The organism is Mesorhizobium sp. (genome assembly GCF_004963255.1).
Lineage (GTDB): Bacteria > Pseudomonadota > Alphaproteobacteria > Rhizobiales > Rhizobiaceae > Mesorhizobium.
This window is the reverse complement of the sequence record NZ_SUGA01000004.1, coordinates 163,987-181,207: the sequence shown is the minus strand read 5'-3', so window position 1 is coordinate 181,207 and position 17,221 is coordinate 163,987. Positions and strand designations below refer to the sequence as shown.

At 65.0% G+C, this 17,221-nt stretch carries 13 protein-coding genes; 4 read left to right on the top strand and 9 right to left on the bottom strand.

Features of this window, described 5'->3' with window-relative positions:
• Positions 1 to 10: 10 nt before the first annotated feature.
• Genes E5X34_RS07410 through E5X34_RS07375 form a run of 8 tightly spaced genes read right to left on the bottom strand, consistent with a single transcriptional unit; the run spans position 11 to position 9,805 of the window.
• A complete protein-coding gene (locus E5X34_RS07410) occupies positions 11 to 1,552 on the bottom strand; it encodes a trimethylamine methyltransferase family protein (protein ID WP_292562666.1) in 1,542 nt (513 codons plus the stop codon).
• A 21-nt stretch (positions 1,553 to 1,573) separates the two neighbouring features.
• Entirely contained in the window at positions 1,574 to 2,542 is a 969-nt protein-coding gene (locus tag E5X34_RS07405; RefSeq protein WP_292562665.1) for a D-2-hydroxyacid dehydrogenase, read from the bottom strand.
• Between the two features lie 7 nt (positions 2,543 to 2,549).
• Positions 2,550 to 3,458, bottom strand: coding sequence for a dihydrodipicolinate synthase family protein (locus tag E5X34_RS07400; protein WP_292562664.1), 909 nt, complete (start codon positions 3,456 to 3,458; stop codon positions 2,550 to 2,552).
• Positions 3,459 to 3,467: 9 nt separating this feature from the next.
• Entirely contained in the window at positions 3,468 to 4,037 is a 570-nt protein-coding gene (locus E5X34_RS07395) for a hypothetical protein (protein WP_292562663.1), read from the bottom strand.
• Positions 4,038 to 6,893 carry an FAD-dependent oxidoreductase gene (locus E5X34_RS07390; RefSeq protein WP_292562662.1) on the bottom strand — a complete coding sequence of 952 codons (2,856 nt, stop codon included), beginning with the start codon at positions 6,891 to 6,893 and terminating at the stop codon, positions 4,038 to 4,040.
• Entirely contained in the window at positions 6,890 to 7,156 is a 267-nt protein-coding gene (locus tag E5X34_RS07385; protein ID WP_292562661.1) for a sarcosine oxidase subunit delta, read from the bottom strand. Before E5X34_RS07385 ends, E5X34_RS07390 begins: the two co-directional genes overlap by 4 nt.
• 2 nt (positions 7,157 to 7,158) lie before the next feature.
• Positions 7,159 to 8,400 carry an FAD-dependent oxidoreductase gene (locus E5X34_RS07380; RefSeq protein WP_292562659.1) on the bottom strand — a complete coding sequence of 414 codons (1,242 nt, stop codon included), beginning with the start codon at positions 8,398 to 8,400 and terminating at the stop codon, positions 7,159 to 7,161.
• 7 nt (positions 8,401 to 8,407) lie between these two features.
• Positions 8,408 to 9,805 carry an MmgE/PrpD family protein gene (locus E5X34_RS07375; protein WP_292562657.1) on the bottom strand — a complete coding sequence of 466 codons (1,398 nt, stop codon included), beginning with the start codon at positions 9,803 to 9,805 and terminating at the stop codon, positions 8,408 to 8,410.
• 170 nt (positions 9,806 to 9,975) lie between these two features.
• On the opposite strand from E5X34_RS07375, the gene E5X34_RS07370 reads away from it, so the two are divergent.
• The 4 genes from E5X34_RS07370 (at position 9,976) to E5X34_RS07355 (ending at position 16,244) form a co-directional block, all read left to right on the top strand.
• A complete protein-coding gene (locus E5X34_RS07370) occupies positions 9,976 to 10,869 on the top strand; it encodes a LysR substrate-binding domain-containing protein (protein WP_292562655.1) in 894 nt (297 codons plus the stop codon).
• Between the two features lie 176 nt (positions 10,870 to 11,045).
• Positions 11,046 to 12,701, top strand: a complete 1,656-nt coding sequence (locus tag E5X34_RS07365) for an ABC transporter substrate-binding protein (RefSeq protein WP_292562652.1) — start codon at positions 11,046 to 11,048, stop codon at positions 12,699 to 12,701.
• A 151-nt stretch (positions 12,702 to 12,852) separates the two neighbouring features.
• Complete coding sequence (locus E5X34_RS07360; RefSeq protein WP_292562651.1) at positions 12,853 to 15,270, top strand: FAD-dependent oxidoreductase; 2,418 nt, start codon at positions 12,853 to 12,855, stop codon at positions 15,268 to 15,270.
• A 71-nt stretch (positions 15,271 to 15,341) separates the two neighbouring features.
• The gene (locus E5X34_RS07355; protein WP_292562649.1) at positions 15,342 to 16,244 is read left to right on the top strand and encodes an SMP-30/gluconolactonase/LRE family protein; all 903 of its coding nucleotides are present in this window, start codon (positions 15,342 to 15,344) and stop codon (positions 16,242 to 16,244) included.
• A gap of 58 nt (positions 16,245 to 16,302) precedes the next feature.
• On the opposite strand, the gene E5X34_RS07350 is transcribed toward E5X34_RS07355, so the two are convergent.
• Positions 16,303 to 17,220 (bottom strand): allantoinase PuuE, encoded by a 918-nt coding sequence (locus tag E5X34_RS07350; RefSeq protein WP_292562647.1) that lies wholly within the window; start codon positions 17,218 to 17,220, stop codon positions 16,303 to 16,305.
• Position 17,221 lies beyond the last annotated feature (1 nt).

Below are 17,221 nucleotides of genomic sequence, written 5' to 3'. Positions count from 1 at the left end.
GACCGGTTTCCTAAGCTTCTGGATTCGCCGCAATCTCCTCGCGGCGGCGTGCGACATAGGCATCGAGCTCCTCGCGGGTCGCGGGATCCATCACCGGCTCCTCGTAGTCATGCAGCGCCTGCTGCCAGAGTTCGGTCGCGCGTTCCAGCGCGTCCTTTCCGCCGGCTTCCTGCCAGGCGCCGTAGTTCTGCCAGTTGGAAAGCATCGGTTGGTAGAAGGCGGTGGTGTAGCGCGACATGGTGTGCTCGGCCCCGAAGAAATGGCCGCCGGCCGGCACCGACTTGATCGCCTCGAAGCCGAGGTCGTCTTCATGGAACGGCAGCGGCCGCAGGAACTCCATCATGTTCTGCAGGATCTCGACGTCGAGCACGAGCTTTTCGTAGGACGCCGTCAGCCCGCCCTCCAGCCAGCCGGCCGCGTGGTAGATCAGGTTGGCGCCGCCAAGCACAGCGCCCCATGTCGCCATCTCGGTCTCGTAGGCGGCCTGCAGGTCGACGACATTGGACGCGTTGGCGTTGGAGGTGCGGTAGGGCAGATTGTAGCGTCGCGCCAATTGCCCGGCGATGATGTTGGCCTTGGCATTTTCCGGCGTGCCGAAGGCCGGCGCGCCCGACTTCATGTCGACATTGGAGGTGAAGGCGCCGTACATCACCGGCGTGCCGGGATTGACGAGCTGCGTCAGCGTCACGCCGAACAGCGCCTCGGCGTTCTGCTGGCAGAGTGCTGCGGCAAGCGTCACCGGTGTCATCGCACCCATCAGCGTGAAGGGCGTGACGGTTACCGGCTGGCCGTGCTCGGCCATGGCGATCAGGCCTTCGGCCATCGCGTCGTCGAACAGGCGTGGCGAGTTGATCGAGATGATCGTCGTCACGCCGGGCGAAGCCCGCATTTCCTCGACCGAGATGCCGCGCGCGATCGCCATCATGTTGATGCCGTCCATCGCCCTGGCGCGGCCGATCGCGGTGCAATGGAAGGAGAGGTCGCTCAGCGTCAGATTGGCGTGATAGGTGTCGAGATGGCGGGAATTCGCCGGCAATTCGATCGGCGCCACCACCTGGTTGCCGATGATATGGATGGCGTTGAAATGGTGCGCCAGCCGGATGAAGTTCTGATAGTCGGGCAGGTTGCCTGGACGGCGGCCGTTGATGCGGTCATGCACGTTGGGCGGACCGGCGACCAGGCCGAAAACCAGCGAATTGCCGCCGAAATGGAGCTGCTTGTCGGGGTTGCGGCTGGTCAGCGTGAAGGAGGAGGGAACGTTGCGCAGCGCCTCGGCGACGATGCTCTCGTCGATGCGGATGGTGTTGCTTTCGCGGTCGACAAGGGCGCCGGCCTTGGCGAAGAGGTCCATCACCTTTTCGCTCATGACGCGGATGCCGAGCTCCGACAGGATGCGCATCGATGTCTTGTGCAACTGATCCATGCGCTCTTCGTCGAGGAGCTGCATGGGCGAGTAGGGATTTTTCACGCTCTGCCACGGCAGTTGCGCGATGCCGCCGCCGCTGCGTCCGAGCTTCGATCGGCGACCGCCGCCGCGCCTGTCCTGTGACATCGGACTACTCCCTCCCAGCCTTCAATAGCCGCGTTCCGGATTGACCACATTCTCCAGCGGCTCGCCTTTGCGGTAGCGCGCCAGATTGTCGGCGAACATGCGCACCGACTTGATGTCCCAGCCGTCATAGACCGCCGCGCAATGCGGCGTGACGACGACGTTGTCGTAGCCCCAGAGCGGATGCTCAGCCGGCAGCGGCTCGGTCGCGAAGACGTCGAGCGCCGCGCCCTTGATCCGCTTGTTGTCGAGCGCGCCGAGCAATGCGGCTTCCTCGACGACGCCGCCGCGCGAAATGTCGATGAGCACGGCGGACGGCTTCATCGCTGCAAAGGCGGCCTCGCCGAGCAGACCGCGCGTGGTCGGCAGCAGAGGCACGCAGCAGACGATGAAATCGGCACTGCCGATAAATGCCAGCAGCGCGTCGGGACCATGCACTTCGTCGAGCGAAGGCATCGGCTTCGGTCGCGCGCGGATGCCCAGCGTGCGCATGCCCATCGCCTGCGCGCGGCGCGCGACGGCCTCGCCGGTCTTGCCGAGGCCGACGATAAGGATGGTCTTGCCCTCGATCGGCTCGACGCTGGCGCCGCCCCATTGGCGCGCCAGCTGCCGGCGCTCGAAGCCGCGCAGGTCGAGCGAGAAGGAGAGCATGGCGCCGAGCGCATATTCGGCCAGCATGCCGGCGGCGACACCGGCCGAATTCGTCACCGTCACATGCGCCGGGTCCCAGCGCCCGAGATGATCCGTGCCGGAGCCGCCGATCGACACCCATTTCACCGTCGGACTCTCGACGAGGGCCTGGCGCGGATAGCGCGGCGTGCCGTCGAAGCGGATCGAATAGACCACCTCGGCGCGGGTCTGCTCGACCAGCGGGGGGAGGCCGGCATAGGTGTCGCAGGCATGGACATCGAGGTCCGGATGCGTCTCGGCGAGCACGGCAAGCGCACCCGCCGGCTTGTCGGTGTGCAGGATGATTGTTGGGCGCGCCGACATCGCGACCTCAGCTGCGGCCGATGTGATCGGCGGCGCTGCCCAGCGCCGCAATCAGCGCCTGGCCGTTTTCCAGCGTCGCATTCTCATGCGGCGCGCGCAGGTTCAGCCAGCGCCGGTCGCCGGACTTTACCGCAAGCACCGCCTTCATCGCCGGGATCAGGCCGGCATCCTGGATCACCTTGCGGAACGCCTTGACGGCTGCATCCGCCTCCGTGACGTCTTCGCCCTTCTTGGCCGCATCGTAGAGGCGGCGGATGGCGGCGGCGTTCAGATTGACCGTGGCCGAGATGCAGCCTGACGCGCCGTTGGCGAGACCCTTGGTGAGCTGCGCTTCCGAGCTTGGGAACACGGAGATACCGGGCGCGGCGGCGATGACGGCGGCGGTGTTGTTCCAGTCGCCGGCGCTGTCCTTGTAGGCGACGACGGTGTCCGGAAAGGCCTTGCTTAGCCTGGCCGTCAGCGCCGGGCTGACCGGCACGCCGGAATTCTGCGGGATGTGATAGAGAATCACGCGCATCGAAGGCTTTGCCACTTTCTCGATCAGCTCGCTGTAATAGCGCGCCTGACCGTTGTCGCCGGCGCCGGTGTAGAAGAAGGATGGCAGCACCATGACCGCGGCGCAGCCGAGGCCGACGGCATGCGCCGAAAGCTCGACCGTTTCAGGCAGGGCGGTGACGCCGGTGCCGGGCATCAGCCGGTCGGCAGCGACGCCGGCCTCGACCAGCCATTCCAGCGCCTGCATGCGCTCGCGCAAGGACACCGACAGCGCTTCGCCCGTCGTGCCGAAAGGCGAAAGGAAATGCGCGCCCTGGCCGAGCACCCATTTGGCGTGGGAGATCCAGAGATCGCGCGCGATGCGGCCGTCGTCTTCGAACGGCGTCAGGATCGGGGCGATGGTTCCTTGCGGGCGGGTCATGACTATCCTCTATGCTGCGTGGCCGGCCACCGCCGCGACGGCGCGGGCGAAGTAGGCCGAAGCCGTGATGTCGAAGAGTATGTCGAAACCCGCCGGCGAACGGAACGTCACGGCCTCGATATGGCCGACGCGGGTCTGGGCGATATCATCGGTCCCGAATTTTTGCGGTCTCAGGTCCAGCGCGCAAAGACTGCACATCGCTTCGGCGAGGCGGGGGCCGGAAAGCCGCATCCAAGCCCAGCCTTCCTCGCGCCATGACGAATAGCCTTTCGGCGCCGGGGCGGCCTGCCAAATGGCTTTGACATCGGCGAGAGTTTCCGCGGCGTCCTCCGCGAGGAGCAGGATGTCCTCGTTGCCGAGCCGAAGGATCCTCATACCGCGATGCTCGCCGATGCGGTTGACTGGGGGGAGGGGAATGCCTTGCGCGGCGAGCCAGGCGGCACTGCCGCCGCCTTTCAGGCCGAAGCGCGGCTTGTCTGTAAGATCGCTCAGCGCGACCGCGCCGGAAACCAGCCTGGTGCCGTCGGCCGCGCCGCCGGGCATGAAAGGATAAATGCGAGTCGCTACGCCGGCGGCCATCTATATCTCCTGCCGCGCGTTGGTCGGGTCGAAGAAGGCGTGGGCGACGACAGGCGCCTCGACCAGCTCGCCGTTGCGGCACTTCACCGTCACGCTGCTGCCTTCCGCCTGGTCGTCGACATGAACATAGGCCAGTGCAATATGATGCCCGAGCGACGGCGAATATCCGACCGAGGTGATCTGGCCGACGGGAGCGCCATTGCGCAGCACCAGGCAGCTTTCGCCAGGGATGTTTCGCGCGCCGGCGGGGAATTGCAGCCCGACGAGCGTGCGAGTCTGGCCGAGCCTCGCACGCATCTCGATGGAGCGCTTGCCGACGAAGAACGGCTTCTTCTTCGACACCGCCCAGCCGAAGCCGAGCTCGTCCGGCGTCGTGATCGCATCGGTGTCCTGGCCGATCAGGATGTGGCCCTTCTCCAGGCGCAATATGCGCGACGCCTCCAGGCCGTAGGGGCGCAAGCCGTGGGGCTTGCCCGTGGCCATCACGGCATCCCAAAGCGCGGGCGCCAGGCTCGAGGGGCAATGCAGTTCGTAGCTGAGCTCGCCGGTGAAGCCGATGCGCATCACCCGCACCGGAACGCCGGCGACCGTGCCGTCGCGGCCGCTGAGATAGGGGAAAGCGTCGCGGCTGAAATCGATGTCGCACTCTAGCGCCTCGAGCACCTGGCGCGCCTTGGGCCCGGTGACGTTGAGGCCCGAGAACGCGCCGGTGAGGTTGAGCACGTCGACCTTCAGACGCCACTCGGCATTCCAGAACAGCATGTCGGCATAGACGCGCGCGACGGCGCCGGTTGTGGCCGTCACATAGAACTGGTCCTGCGCCATCCTATAGGCGACGCCATCGTCGACCACCGAGCCCATCTCGTTGAGCATCAGGCAGTAGCGCACGCGGCCGACAGGCTGGCTGGCATGCGCCATCGTGTAGAGGCGGTCGAGGAACTCGCCGGCGTCCGGCCCGCGGATCTCCAGCTTGCCGAGGGTCGAGACGTCGAGCAGCCCGACGCCTTCGCGCACGGCGAGGATTTCCTCGCGGACGGCTTCCTCAGCACTGCTGGCGTCGCCATAGTAATAGGGTCGCCACCATGCGCCGACCGGCTTCATCGCGGCGTTCAGCGCCAGGTGCCGCGCATGCAGCGCCGTGCGGCGCTCCAGCACTTCGTGGTGGCCGGCGAGCACGCCGAGCGTTTCCGGCCCGACGGGAGGACGCGCCGTGGTGATGCCGATCTCGCCGATTGTACGCCCGGTTGCCTCAGCGACGATGCGGGCCGTGGCCAGGGCCGAATGGCGACCCTGGCTCGGACCCATGCCGATGGTGGTGAAGCGTTTGACCAGTTCGATCTCGCGATAGCCGTCCTTGGTCGCGTTCTGCAGATCCTTGACCTGCAGATCCTCGTCGAAATCGACGAAGTCGCGTCCCTTGGGATCGGCGACGATGGATTGCACGTATCGTGGTCGAATGGTTTTCGGTGTGACCGGACGTTCTACCGCCACTGCATGCCCGAGCCGCGAGAGCGCGGCTGTCGCTGCTCGTTGGCCGTCGGCTATGGCGTCCTTGATCTCGTCAGTTCCGGCAACGGCGCCGGCGAGATGGACAGGGCCTTGCGGAAGCGTGATCGTCATCGTTTGCGTGGCCGCGTCGTAGCCGACCTTGCCGCCGGCCTGACACGGCAATTGCCATGCCGGCGCGCTGCCGATCGAAACGGCGAGCAGGTCGCAGGCGATCCAGCTTCCGCCGACACGGACGCGGGCGAGGTGACGGTTGCCGGGGGTGCCTTCCGCCGCTTCGACCGTCGCGCCTTTGCGGATGGCGATGCCGTTATCGCGGAGTTCGGCTTCCAGCGGACCAGCCTCGCCGGCGGGTCTCGGATCGACAAGCTCGACGACCGATAGGCCGGCGTCCAGCAGGTCGAGCGCCGTCCGGTAGCCGTCGTCATGGGCGGCCAGCACCACGGCACTGTCGCCAGGCCGCACGCCATAGTGGCGGATCAGGCGCTGCGCGGCGCCGCCGAGCATGATCCCCGGCAGGTCGTTGTTGCGGAAGACGGCCGGCTGCTCGATGGCGCCGGTCGCCAGGATCACCTCGCGAGCGCGAGTGCGGTGAAGCCGGTTGCCCTGGATCAGCGGCAGCCAATTGTCCTCGTACCAGCCATTGCAGACGGTGGCGGTCAGCACCTTGAGATTGGGCAGCGCCGCGAGCCGCGACGACAGACCGGAGAGGACGGCCGGGTCGTAGCGGCCATAGCTCAGCGCGCCGCCGATCTCGGGATTCTCCTCGCACAGCACCACGTCGGCGCCGGCCTCGGCGGCAGTGATCGCCGCGCTCAGCCCCGCCGGGCCGGCACCGACGACGAGCACGTCGCAATGCAGATGGGTCTTGTCGAAATGCCGGGCCGGCGCCTTGGTGTCGACGACGCCCAGGCCTGCCTTGCGGCGGATCATCGGCTCCCAGAATTTCAGCCAGCTGTCGCGGCGCGGGCCCATGAAGGTGCGATAGTAGAAGCCGACCGGCAGGAAGCGGCCGAACATGTCCATGATGGCGTCGCGGTCGCGCTCGAGCGAGCCGTTGACGTTCTGCGCGCTGACCCGCAGCCCGTCGCTGATCGGCGTGCGCTCGGCGGCGGCGTTCGGCTCGAACGGCAGCTGCACCAGCGCGTTGGCGTCGGCTCCGGTCATCGACAGGATGCCGCGCGGGCGGTGGTATTTGAACGAGCGCGACAGCACCCATTGCCCGGAAGCGGCGAGCGCGCTGGCGATGCTGTCGCCTTCATGGCCTTCGAAGGGCTTGCCCTCGAAGGTGAAGCGGATGCGGCGGCTTCGATCGATGCGGCTTCCGAAAGGGGCGGGCAGCCGGTTCATGCGCGGTCCCGGAGTTGCGAAGCGTCGAAGGTGCGGATGATCTCGTTTGTGACCAGATCGCGCTCGGCCAGGAAGAAATAGTTGCTCGGCACGTGCCGCCACCACTCGACAAGGATGCCCTTGCGGTTTTCGGCCCGGAACAGGTGCCGCGACCAGTCCCTGTCGGCTGTTGCGTTCGGATCGAGCTTCGCGCGCACAGGCCCGAAGGACTGGAACTCGTCGATGTTGCGCGGGCCGTTCATGGGGCAGGTCAAAAGCTTCATCGTCAATGGCTCGCGGCGGTCGCGCCCATTTCATTGAGCAGCCGGAAGGTTTCAAACCGCTCCAATGCAAAAGGTTTCAGGATGTCGGGCACGCGGCCTTCGGCGATCGTCTGCGCCATGCGCTTTCCCGCGACAGGGGTAGCCTTGAAGCCCCAAGTGCCCCAGCCGCAGTCGAGCCAGAGATTGGCAAGCGGGCTGGCGCCCATGATCGGGCTGTAGTCCGGCGTCATGTCGGTGATGCCGGCCCATTGCCTCAGCAGTTGCACGCCCTGCAGGAAAGGAAAGAGGTGAACGGCGCCTTCGGCGAGGTGCTCCTTCATGTCGAGCGTCGAGCGCGTCGAATAGAGCTGGTAGGGATCGGAGCCGCCGCCGATGACGACCTCGCCGCGCGAGGATTGCACCAGATAGGTGTGCAGCGAGACCGACGAAACCAGCGTGTGCAGCCAGGGTTTCAGAGGCTGGGTGACCATCGCCTGCAGCGGATAGCAGCGGATCGGAAGCTCGACGCCGGCCATAAGCGCCACGTCGTAGTTCATGCCGCCGGTGGCGATCAGCACCTGGCCGCAGGCGACGCGGCCCCGGTTCGTCTTGACGGCCCGGACGCGGTCGCCGGCCACCTCGAAGCCCTGCACTTCGGTGCGCTGATGGATCTCGACTCCGCGCCGCGATGCCTGGGCGGCGTAGCCCCAGGCGACGGCATCGTGGCGCGCCGTTCCGCCGTCGGCATGCCAGAGCCCGCCGAGGATTTCGAGCGGGCCGCCATAGTCCATGTTCAGGAGCGGGCAGAGTTCCTCGACGCCCTTCTGGTCGACGACCTCGGTGCGCGTGCCCATATGCCTGCCCATCTCGGCGCGCATATGGAAGCTGCGCACCGTCGCCTCTGTATGCGCAAGCGTCAGCTGGCCGCGCTGCGAGAACATCACGTTGAAGTCGAGCTCTTGCGACAGCCGCTCGAACAGCTCGACGCCTTCCTTGTAGAAGGCGATGCCTTCCGGGGTGATGTAGTTGGAGCGGATCGTGGTGGTGTTGCGCGCAGTGTTGCCGCCGGCGAGATAGCCCTTCTCCAGCACCGCTACGCTCTTTATGCCATGGTATTTTGCAAGATGATGCGCGCAGGACAGTCCATGCCCGCCGCCGCCGATGATGACGACGTCGTAGGCCGGCTTCAGCTCGGGCGTGGCGGGGATGTCGCCGCTGACCGGATAGTCCCTGCTGAGACCGTATTTCAGGAGCCTGAGGGGCATTGCGGGCTCAGCTCGAAGTCTTGGGAGGATCGTAGAGCAGCGCCGAGAGATCGGAGAAGCGGCTGTCACGGTCGTCGAGCGAAAGCACCGCGTCACGGATCGCCGCGGCGCGGACGGAGCCGAGCACGGGCGCGGCGAACTCCATGTATTTGGCCTCGACGTCCTGCCTGATCATCGGCGCTTCCGGGCCACCGCGCGCGTGCACGTCTCCCGACATCAGCACGCGTCCATCGTTGGTCGTGATGACGACATCGGCCCAGCGGCCGGCCGGGAAGCGGGCGCTGTGGCGCTCTGTCTCGGTCACGCTGATGCGGGTGAGCATGCCGGCGACCGCCGGATCGGCGAGCCCGGCGCCGGAAATATGCTCGAGCCCGATGCGCCGGTGGATGATGAAGGTCGCGACGGCGAAGCGCAGGCTGTACTGCGCCTTCGAGGTCGTGTCCGGCATGCCGTCGAACAGGGTCGCGGCACAATGGAAGCTGTTGACCTGGACATTGGCGATGTCGGAGGGGCCAAGATTGTGCGCCAGGCAAAGTCCGCGCACCGCGTCGATCGCCGCATGCGCCCAGCGGCAGATCGGATAAGGCTTCACATACTGATGCAATGACTGCCAGAAGACGCCGAGATCCTGCCAGTGCGCCGCGACTTCCGGCGCCTCCACCGTGATCGCCGGCGCGCCGGTGAAGCCACGTTCGGCCAGCACCGCCGCGGAGAGGCCGATGAGGGCGCCGGGGCCGGAGCCGTCATGCAGCATCGTCGGCGTGGCGATCTCGCGCATCATCTGGCTGCGCGGGCCGTGATATTCGGCAATGCCCAGCGCCTCGCGCAATTGCGTTTCGTCGAGCCGCCGCAGACGCGCCGCGATCGCCGCCACGCCCAAGGCGTTCCAGGCGCCTGACGTGTGATAGTCGCTGACCGTCGCATGCAGGGCGATGCCGGCCCGGCCGGCGACTTCGTAGCCGACGACCAGGGAGGCCAGCGCCTCCGGTCCGGTAAGGTCGGGCCTTGCTTCCGCGAGCGCGGCAAGCGCCGGCACGACCGCGACGCCGATATGGCCCTTGGTGGGGCTGTAGCCGTCATGGCCGTCGAGATTGTCTGTCTGCGTGGCGACTGCGTAAGCCGCGCCGGCGATGCTGGCGCGGCGCCCGTCGAACAGCATGCGGGCCGAATATTGCGGATCGTTCGAACCATAGAGCAGCACGGCCGTGTCGCGCGCGATCCGGCCTGCTTCCATCGGTCCGGCCGCGATGGCGATGCCGAGCGTGTCGAGCAGAAGGTAACGCGCCTGTTCCAGTACCGCTGTGGGGAAGACGGAAGCGGGACGGCGCAGCACGAAATCGGCAAGGCGCGTGAACGTATCGGAACTGACGACAGGCCCCTCACGCCGGTATGACGGCACAGCCACGCGCTTATCTCCCCTGTCTTCTCACAACATCATTAAATTGGGTTCATCGCGCAGGCACGCGATTAGTTTGGCGGCTTTGGCCAAAAATATCGATGCCATGTCGCTTGTCTGCGATTGAACGGCCGGTCGCCCATGCGATAGCTATGGACATTACGCAGCTGGAGACCGGGATGAAGCCGCCACCCCCCTTGAACTATATCCGCTCGTTCGAGAGCTCCGCCCGCCATTTGAGCTTCACGACAGCTGCCAAGGAACTGGGTTATACGCAGGCCGCGGTCAGCACGCATGTGCGTGCGCTCGAACACTATATCGGCCGGCAGCTGTTCATCCGCTATCCGCGCAGCCTGAAGCTGACCGAGATGGGGGAGGCGTTCCTGCCGACCTTGCGCCAGGCGCTCGACCAGATCGACCAGGCGACCGAAGCGATCGTCGCTTCATCGCGAAACAAAACCGTGGTCGTCTCCTGTCCGATGAGCCTTGCGGAAAACTGGCTGGCGGGCTGCATGGCCGCGTTCCGCAAAAAGCATCCCGAGATCGAGATCGTGCTGCACGGCACGATTTGGGAAGACTTGAGCGAGCAGATCGCCGACATCACCATCTCGACGCGGCGCTTCGACGACCGGCCGCCTTCCGCGATCCCGCTCTGGAACGACGAGCTGGTCCTGCTCTGTGCCCCGAGCATGCTCGAAGGCGAGCATGCGCTGAAGACGCCGCAGGACATGCTCAAGGTTGACTGGATCTTCGTGCATGGCCGCCAGGAATACTGGCAGGTGGTCACCGAGGCGCTCGGGGTCGACATGGAGGATCACGACAAGGGCCTGTCGACCAATGCCTCGAACATCGCGCTCGAACTGGCTGCCATGGGCGCCGGTCTGGTCGCCACGCAACGCTCGCTGTCGCACGCCTATATGGATCGCGGGCTGCTCGTCGAGCCGTTTCCGGTGCGGCCGCCAAGCCCCTGGAATTACTATCTGACCGAGAGCCAGCTTTCGAAGGGAAACATCGCGCGCACGGTCAAGGAATGGATCCTCTCCAGGGCCAGGGAAGACGCCGCGCGACCTTAGCCCTTTTCGCCCCCTCAAAAATTTGACGGGCCAATGGCGTCGTTTTTTTAGGCCTCAAAGGCCGCGTTTCTGCGGTTTGTGGCCGTTCGAGCCCTTCCGGGATTTTTGCATCACCCCTAACATGCGTGCCGCAAGGGGAATGCAACGGGCAAAAAGCCCTGAACCGGAGAACAACGATGACGATGTTCAAGAGCAACGGTGACCGCGTCCCGGCGGTCATCGAAAGCTACGCAGCCGAAGTCAAAAAGGGCGGGATGGACCGCCGCGAATTCCTGGCCATGGCAAGCGTGATGGGCGCTTCCACGGCGCTCGCCTATTCGATGGCGGGGATCGAGCCGGCCAAGGCCGCCGCACTCTTGCCCGGCAAGAAGGGCGGCATCCTGAAGATGCAGATGATCATCAAGGACATGAAGGATCCACGCAGCTGGGACTGGTCGGAAATCGCCAATGTCATGCGCCAGTGCAACGACTACATGATCCGCTACACCACCGACTTCACCTTCGAGGGCCATCTGGTCGAAAGCTGGGAGGTAAGCGACGACGCCACCGAATACACGCTGCACCTCCGCAAGGGCGTGAAATGGTCGAACGGCGACGACTTCAACGCGGACGACATCGTCTACAACATCGGGCGCTGGTGCGATAAGGCGGCCGAAGGCAATTCGATGGCCGGCCGCATGAGCTCACTGATCGATCCCGCCACCAAGAAAGCCGCCGCCGGCGCCATCACCAAGGTCGATGACCATACGGTGAAGCTGAAATGCCGGCAGTCGGACGTCACTATCATCCCGGGCTTTTCCGACTATCCGGCGGTCATCGTCCATCGCGACTTCGACAAGAACGGCGCCGACATGCTGAAGACACCAGGCACCGGTCCGTATGAGCTGATCTCCTACAAGGTCGGCGAGTCGGCTTCGGTGAGGCGGCGCAAGGACTTCTCCTGGTTCGGCGGCGAGCCCTATCTCGACGGCGTCGACTGGGTCGACTATGGATCGGACGCCTCCAACCCCGCCATCGGCAGCGCCTTCGAGGCCGGCGAGATCGACTGCAACTATCAGACGGTCGGCGGCACCGTCGACCTCTATGACAGCATGGGACTGGTCAAGGAGCAGGTGGTCACCGCCGGCACCATCGTGCTGCGCACCAACGTGACCAACAAGCCTTACGACGACAAGCGGGTCCGCAACGCTATCCAGCTGGCGGTCGACAATGAGACGGTGCTGAAGCTCGGTTATAGCGGTCTCGGCCAGGTCGCCGAAAACCACCATGTCTGCCCAATCCATCCGGAATATTACGCGCTGCCCAAAGTTCCGCGCGACCTGGCCAAGGCCAAGGCTCTGATGGCCGAGGCCGGCCAGACGGACCATGAGTTCGAGCTGATCTCCTACGATGCGGATTATGTGAAGGACCCGGCCGACGTCGTTGCCGCGCAGATGCGCGACGCCGGCTTCAAGGTCAAGCGCACCATCATCCCGGGCTCTTCGTTCTGGAACGACTGGACGAAATATCCGTGGTCGACCACCGACTGGGGCATGCGGCCGCTGGGCGTGCAGGTGTTGGCGATCGCCTACCGCAGCGGCGAGGCCTGGAATGAGTCAGGCTACGCCAATCCGGAGTTCGACAAGAAGCTCAACGAGGCGATGGCCGTCGCCGACCCGGCCAAGCGCAAGGAGCTGATGAAGGAGGTGGAGTTCATCCTGCAGGACTCCGGCATTCTGGTCCAGGCGTTCTGGCGCTCGCTCTACCGCCACCATGCCACCTATGTGAAGAACCTCGGCATGCACCAGACCTTCGAGCTGCAGCTGGACAAGGTCTGGCTCGACAAGGCCTGAAACCAGGCCGATCAAAGCAATGGTCGGGGGTGCTTTTTTGCACCCCTGACGTAGCCGGCGACTGCGCTTGTTCAGTCAGCTAAATGAAATACCAAAAGCGCTGCCAGAGAGCGCCAAACAAGTCGCCGAACCAAGGGAAGAAAGCTCAACTATGCGTACTTATGCACAAGCCGTTGTCATTGGCGGCGGTCTGATCGGCTGCTCGATCCTCTATCATCTTGCCAAGTTCGGTTGGACGGACGTCGTGCTTCTGGAGCGCAGCGAGCTGACCTCGGGTTCGACATGGCACGCGGCGGCCAACATCCACGGCCTGCATGATTCCACCAATATCAGCCGGCTGCAGCATTACACGATGGCGCTCTACAAGGAGCTGGAGGCCGAGACCGGCCAGGGCTGCGGCATCTTCCAACCGGGCTCCCTCTATCTCGCACAGACCGAGGCGCGCGAGCATCAGCTGCGGCTGCAGGAAGCCAAGGCGCGGCGCTATAAGATGAATTTCTACGAGGTCGGTCGCGACGAGGCGGAGCGGCTGCATCCGCTGGTCGATTTCGACGGCATTCGCTGCATCATGTATGAGCCGGAGGGCGGCAATGTCGATCCGTCTGGCGTGACGGCGGCCTATGCCGCGGGCGCCCGCCAGCGCGGCGCCGAGATCCACCGCTTCACCCCGGTGATGGCGACGGAGGCGCAAGCGGACGGCAGCTGGATCGTGCGCACGCCGAAGGGCGACATCCGCACGCAATGGGTGGTCAACGCCGCCGGCCTGTGGGGCAGGGAGGTCGCCGCCATGGCCGGGCTGCAACTGCCGCTGATCCCGACCGAGCACCAGTATTTCGTCACCGAGACCATTCCCGAAATCGCTTCCATGGGACGGCGCCTGCCGTCGGTCGCCGATCGCGACGGCGAATATTATCTGCGCCAGGAGGGCTTGGGGCTGCTGATCGGCGCCTATGAGCGCAACATGAAATTCTGGGCCGAGGAAGGCACCCCGCTGGATTTCGGCCACGAGCTGTTTCCCGACGATCTCGACCGCATCGAAGAAAACATGATGCGCGCCGTCCAGCGTGTTCCCGCCGCCGCCACAGCAGGCGTCAAGAAGGTGATCAACGGCCCGATGATCTGGTCGCCGGACAGCGCCGTGCTGTTCGGGCCGGCGCCGGAGCTCAGCAATTATTTCTGCTGCAACGGCATCATTCCCGGCTTCTCGCAGTCGGGCGGCATGGGCAAGCTCGCCGCCGAATGGATGATCGAGGGCGAGCCCACGCTCGACATGTTCGGCTGGGACATGGCGCGCTTCGGCCATTGGGCCGGCAAGGCTTTCACCAAGGCCCGCGTGCAGGACCAGTACAGCCACCGTTTCAAGATCCATTTCCCCAACGAGGAACGCGCCGCCGGGCGTCCGGTGCGCACCCGGCCGGTCTATGACATGCAGAAGGAAATGGGCGCCGTCTTCGGCCTCAATTTCGGCTGGGAGCATCCGTTGTGGTTCGCTGCGGCAGGCGAGCCGCGCGAGGAAACGGTCGGCTTCACGCGCCAGAACTGGTGGGGGCCGGTGGGTCGCGAGGCGCGCATGCTGCGCGAGCATGCCGGCATCATCGACATCTCCAATTTCGCCAAATACGAAGTGAAGGGTCCGGGCGCAGAAGCCTGGCTGAACGCGCTCTTCGCCAACCGTATGCCGGCCAAGGTCGGCAACTCCTGCCTCACGCCACTGATCGGCAAGCGCGGCGGCATCGCCGGCGACTTCACCGTGACCAGACTGGCGGAGGACGAGTTCATGGTGATCGGCTCGGGCATGGCCGAGCGTTTTCATCAGCGCTTCTTCAAGTCGGTGCCGCTGCCGGAAGGCACGACCTTCCGCTCGCGCACCGAGGAGCTCGGCGGCTTCAACGTCGCCGGACCGAAATCACGCGAATTGCTGCAGCGGCTCACCAATGACGACCTGTCGAACGAGGCCTTCCCCTTCATGCGCTCGCGCCAGATCACCGTGGCCGGCGTCGATGTCGTGGCACTCAGGGTCTCCTTCACCGGCGATCTCGGCTGGGAGCTGCACTGCAAGGCTGCCGACCAGGTCGAGCTCTACAGCGCGCTGCTCAAGGCGGGCGCAGAAGTCGGCGCCGGGCCGGTCGGCTCGAGAGCGCTGATGTCGCTGCGCGTCGAGAAGGGCTACGGCAGCTGGAGTCGCGAATACTCTCCGGAATACTGGCCGCAGGAAGTCAAGCTCGACAGGCTGATCAAGACGGACAAGGACTTTCTCAATCGTGACGCCTATCTCGCCGTTGCCGAAAAGCCGGCGCGGGACGAGCTCATCATGCTTTCCGTCTCGGCCAAGGATGCCGACGCCACCGGTGGCGAGCCGATCTTCCTGCCGGACGGCACGCCGATCGGCCAGGTGTCGTCGGGAGCCTATGGCTATTTTGTCGAGCAGTCGCTGGCGATGGGCTACGTCAAGGCCGGAACCGCCAAGGCCGGCGACAAGGTAACCGTCGCCATACTGGGCAGGCCTCATGATGCGGTGCTGCTCGCGCATCCGCCCTTCGACCCGGAGGGCAAGCGGCTGCGGTCGTGAGTCGCAAACGCCGGCCACTGGAATCACCAGTTTCGAAGAGGACTTCCAACAACCAAAAAGAGGGGAATCGCATGATCAAACAGCATTTGCTGGGCACGATGCTTGCCCTGGTCCTGACGTCCATGGCTCACGCGGCCGACGTCAAGGTGGTCAACGACGACGCGTGGTTCGCCGAAGGTCCGATCTGGTATCAGGACAAGCTTTTCTATGTCGAATACGGTCGCGGCTCCGTGGATGTGTGGGACGGCAAGAAGAACGCGATCTTCTGGAAGATGGATGGCTGCGGGCCTTCGGCCGTGCTGCCGACGACGACCGGTGAATTCCTCGTCACCTGCTACGACAACAACACCATCGGCCGTATCTCGGCCGACGGCAAGATGCTGCCGGCCTATGACAAGGATACGGACGGCAAGCCGTTCAGCGGTCCGAATGATTTCGCGCCCGACAAGGACGGCGGCGTCTATTTCACCGGATCCGGCAAGGGCGGCCCATTGATCGACGCTTCGGCCTATTACATCGGCAAGGATGGCAGCGTGAAGAAGGTCGCCGGCGACCTGCACAATGCCAATGGCCTCGTCATGTCGAATGACGGCAAAATCCTCTATCTGGTCGAGACCGAGGACAACAGGATCATCGAATTCGACGTTTCGTCCGACCACAGCCTGTCGAACCGCCGCGTCTTCCTGCGGCTCGACGATCTCTTCCCGAACCAGCCGCATATCTGGCCTGATGGCATCAAGATGGACAAGGAAGGCGAGATGTATATCGGCCAGAGCCCTCGCTCGCTCGACGCGCCCGGCAAGATTATCGTCGTCGACAAGGACGCCAAGCTTCTGCGCACGCTTTCGGTGCCGTCGCCATCAATGCCGAACTTCGCCTTCGGGCCCGACGAGAAGATGCTTTACGTGATGGCGCTCGACCAGATCGATGCAGCGCCTTGGCACGGCAAGGTCTACGAAGTGCCGAACAAGTAGGGTTGGCCGGCGGGCGGTGGAGCATGGCCCGCCGCTTGACCAGCCGCCGATGACTGGCTCAGACGCCGAAGCGGCTCAGCCAGTGGCGGGCGAGGTCGGAGCGGCGGCAGACCCAGATCTCGGGATTGGCCGTGATCTTATCGAGGAATCGCTCCAGGCCGATCATGCGGCCGGGACGAGCCGCCAGCCGGCAATGCAGCGACACCGTCATCATGCGCGGTGTCTTCTGGCCTTCTTTCAACAGCCAGTCGACGCCGTCGCTGACATAGTCGAAGAACTGGCTGCCGGTCTCCAGGCCGGAGCCGCGCGAAAAGCGGCTGTCGTTGTTGTCGAAGCTGTGCGGCACGACCAGATGCCGCTTGCCGCCGACATCGACGAAATAGGGTAGGTCGTCATTGTAGTCGTCGCAGTCGAACAGGAAGCCGCCATGCTCGACGACCAGCCTTCTGGTGTTGAGGCTTGGCCGGCCGGTGTACCAGCCGAGCGGATCGATGCCGGTGGTCTTGCGCACCGCATCCACCGTCATGGCGATATGCTGGCGCTCCTCCTCTTCGCTGAGCGGCGCGTAGTCGATCCAGCGCCAGCCATGGCAGACGATGTCGCTGCCAAGCGCGGCGATCGCCTTGCCCGCGGCCGGGTTTAGCTCCAGCGCGCGCCCCACGACGTAGAAGGTCGGGATGACGCCCTTGTCCCGGAACAGCGAGATCAGCCGCCACACGCCGACGCGCGAGCCGTACTCATAGAGCGATTCCATATTGCGGTTGCGCAAGCCCGGCATGGCGGGCGCGACGGCAAGGTCGGACAGGATCGATTCGGAAACACCGTCGCCTTCGCCGATCGAGTATTCCGCGCCTTCCTCGTAATTGACGACGATGTTGAGCGCCAGTTTTGCGCCGCCGGGCCATTCAGCCTGCGGAGGCTGCTCGCCATAGCCGATGAAATCGCGGGCGGGCAGATACGGCATGTCGGACGTCACG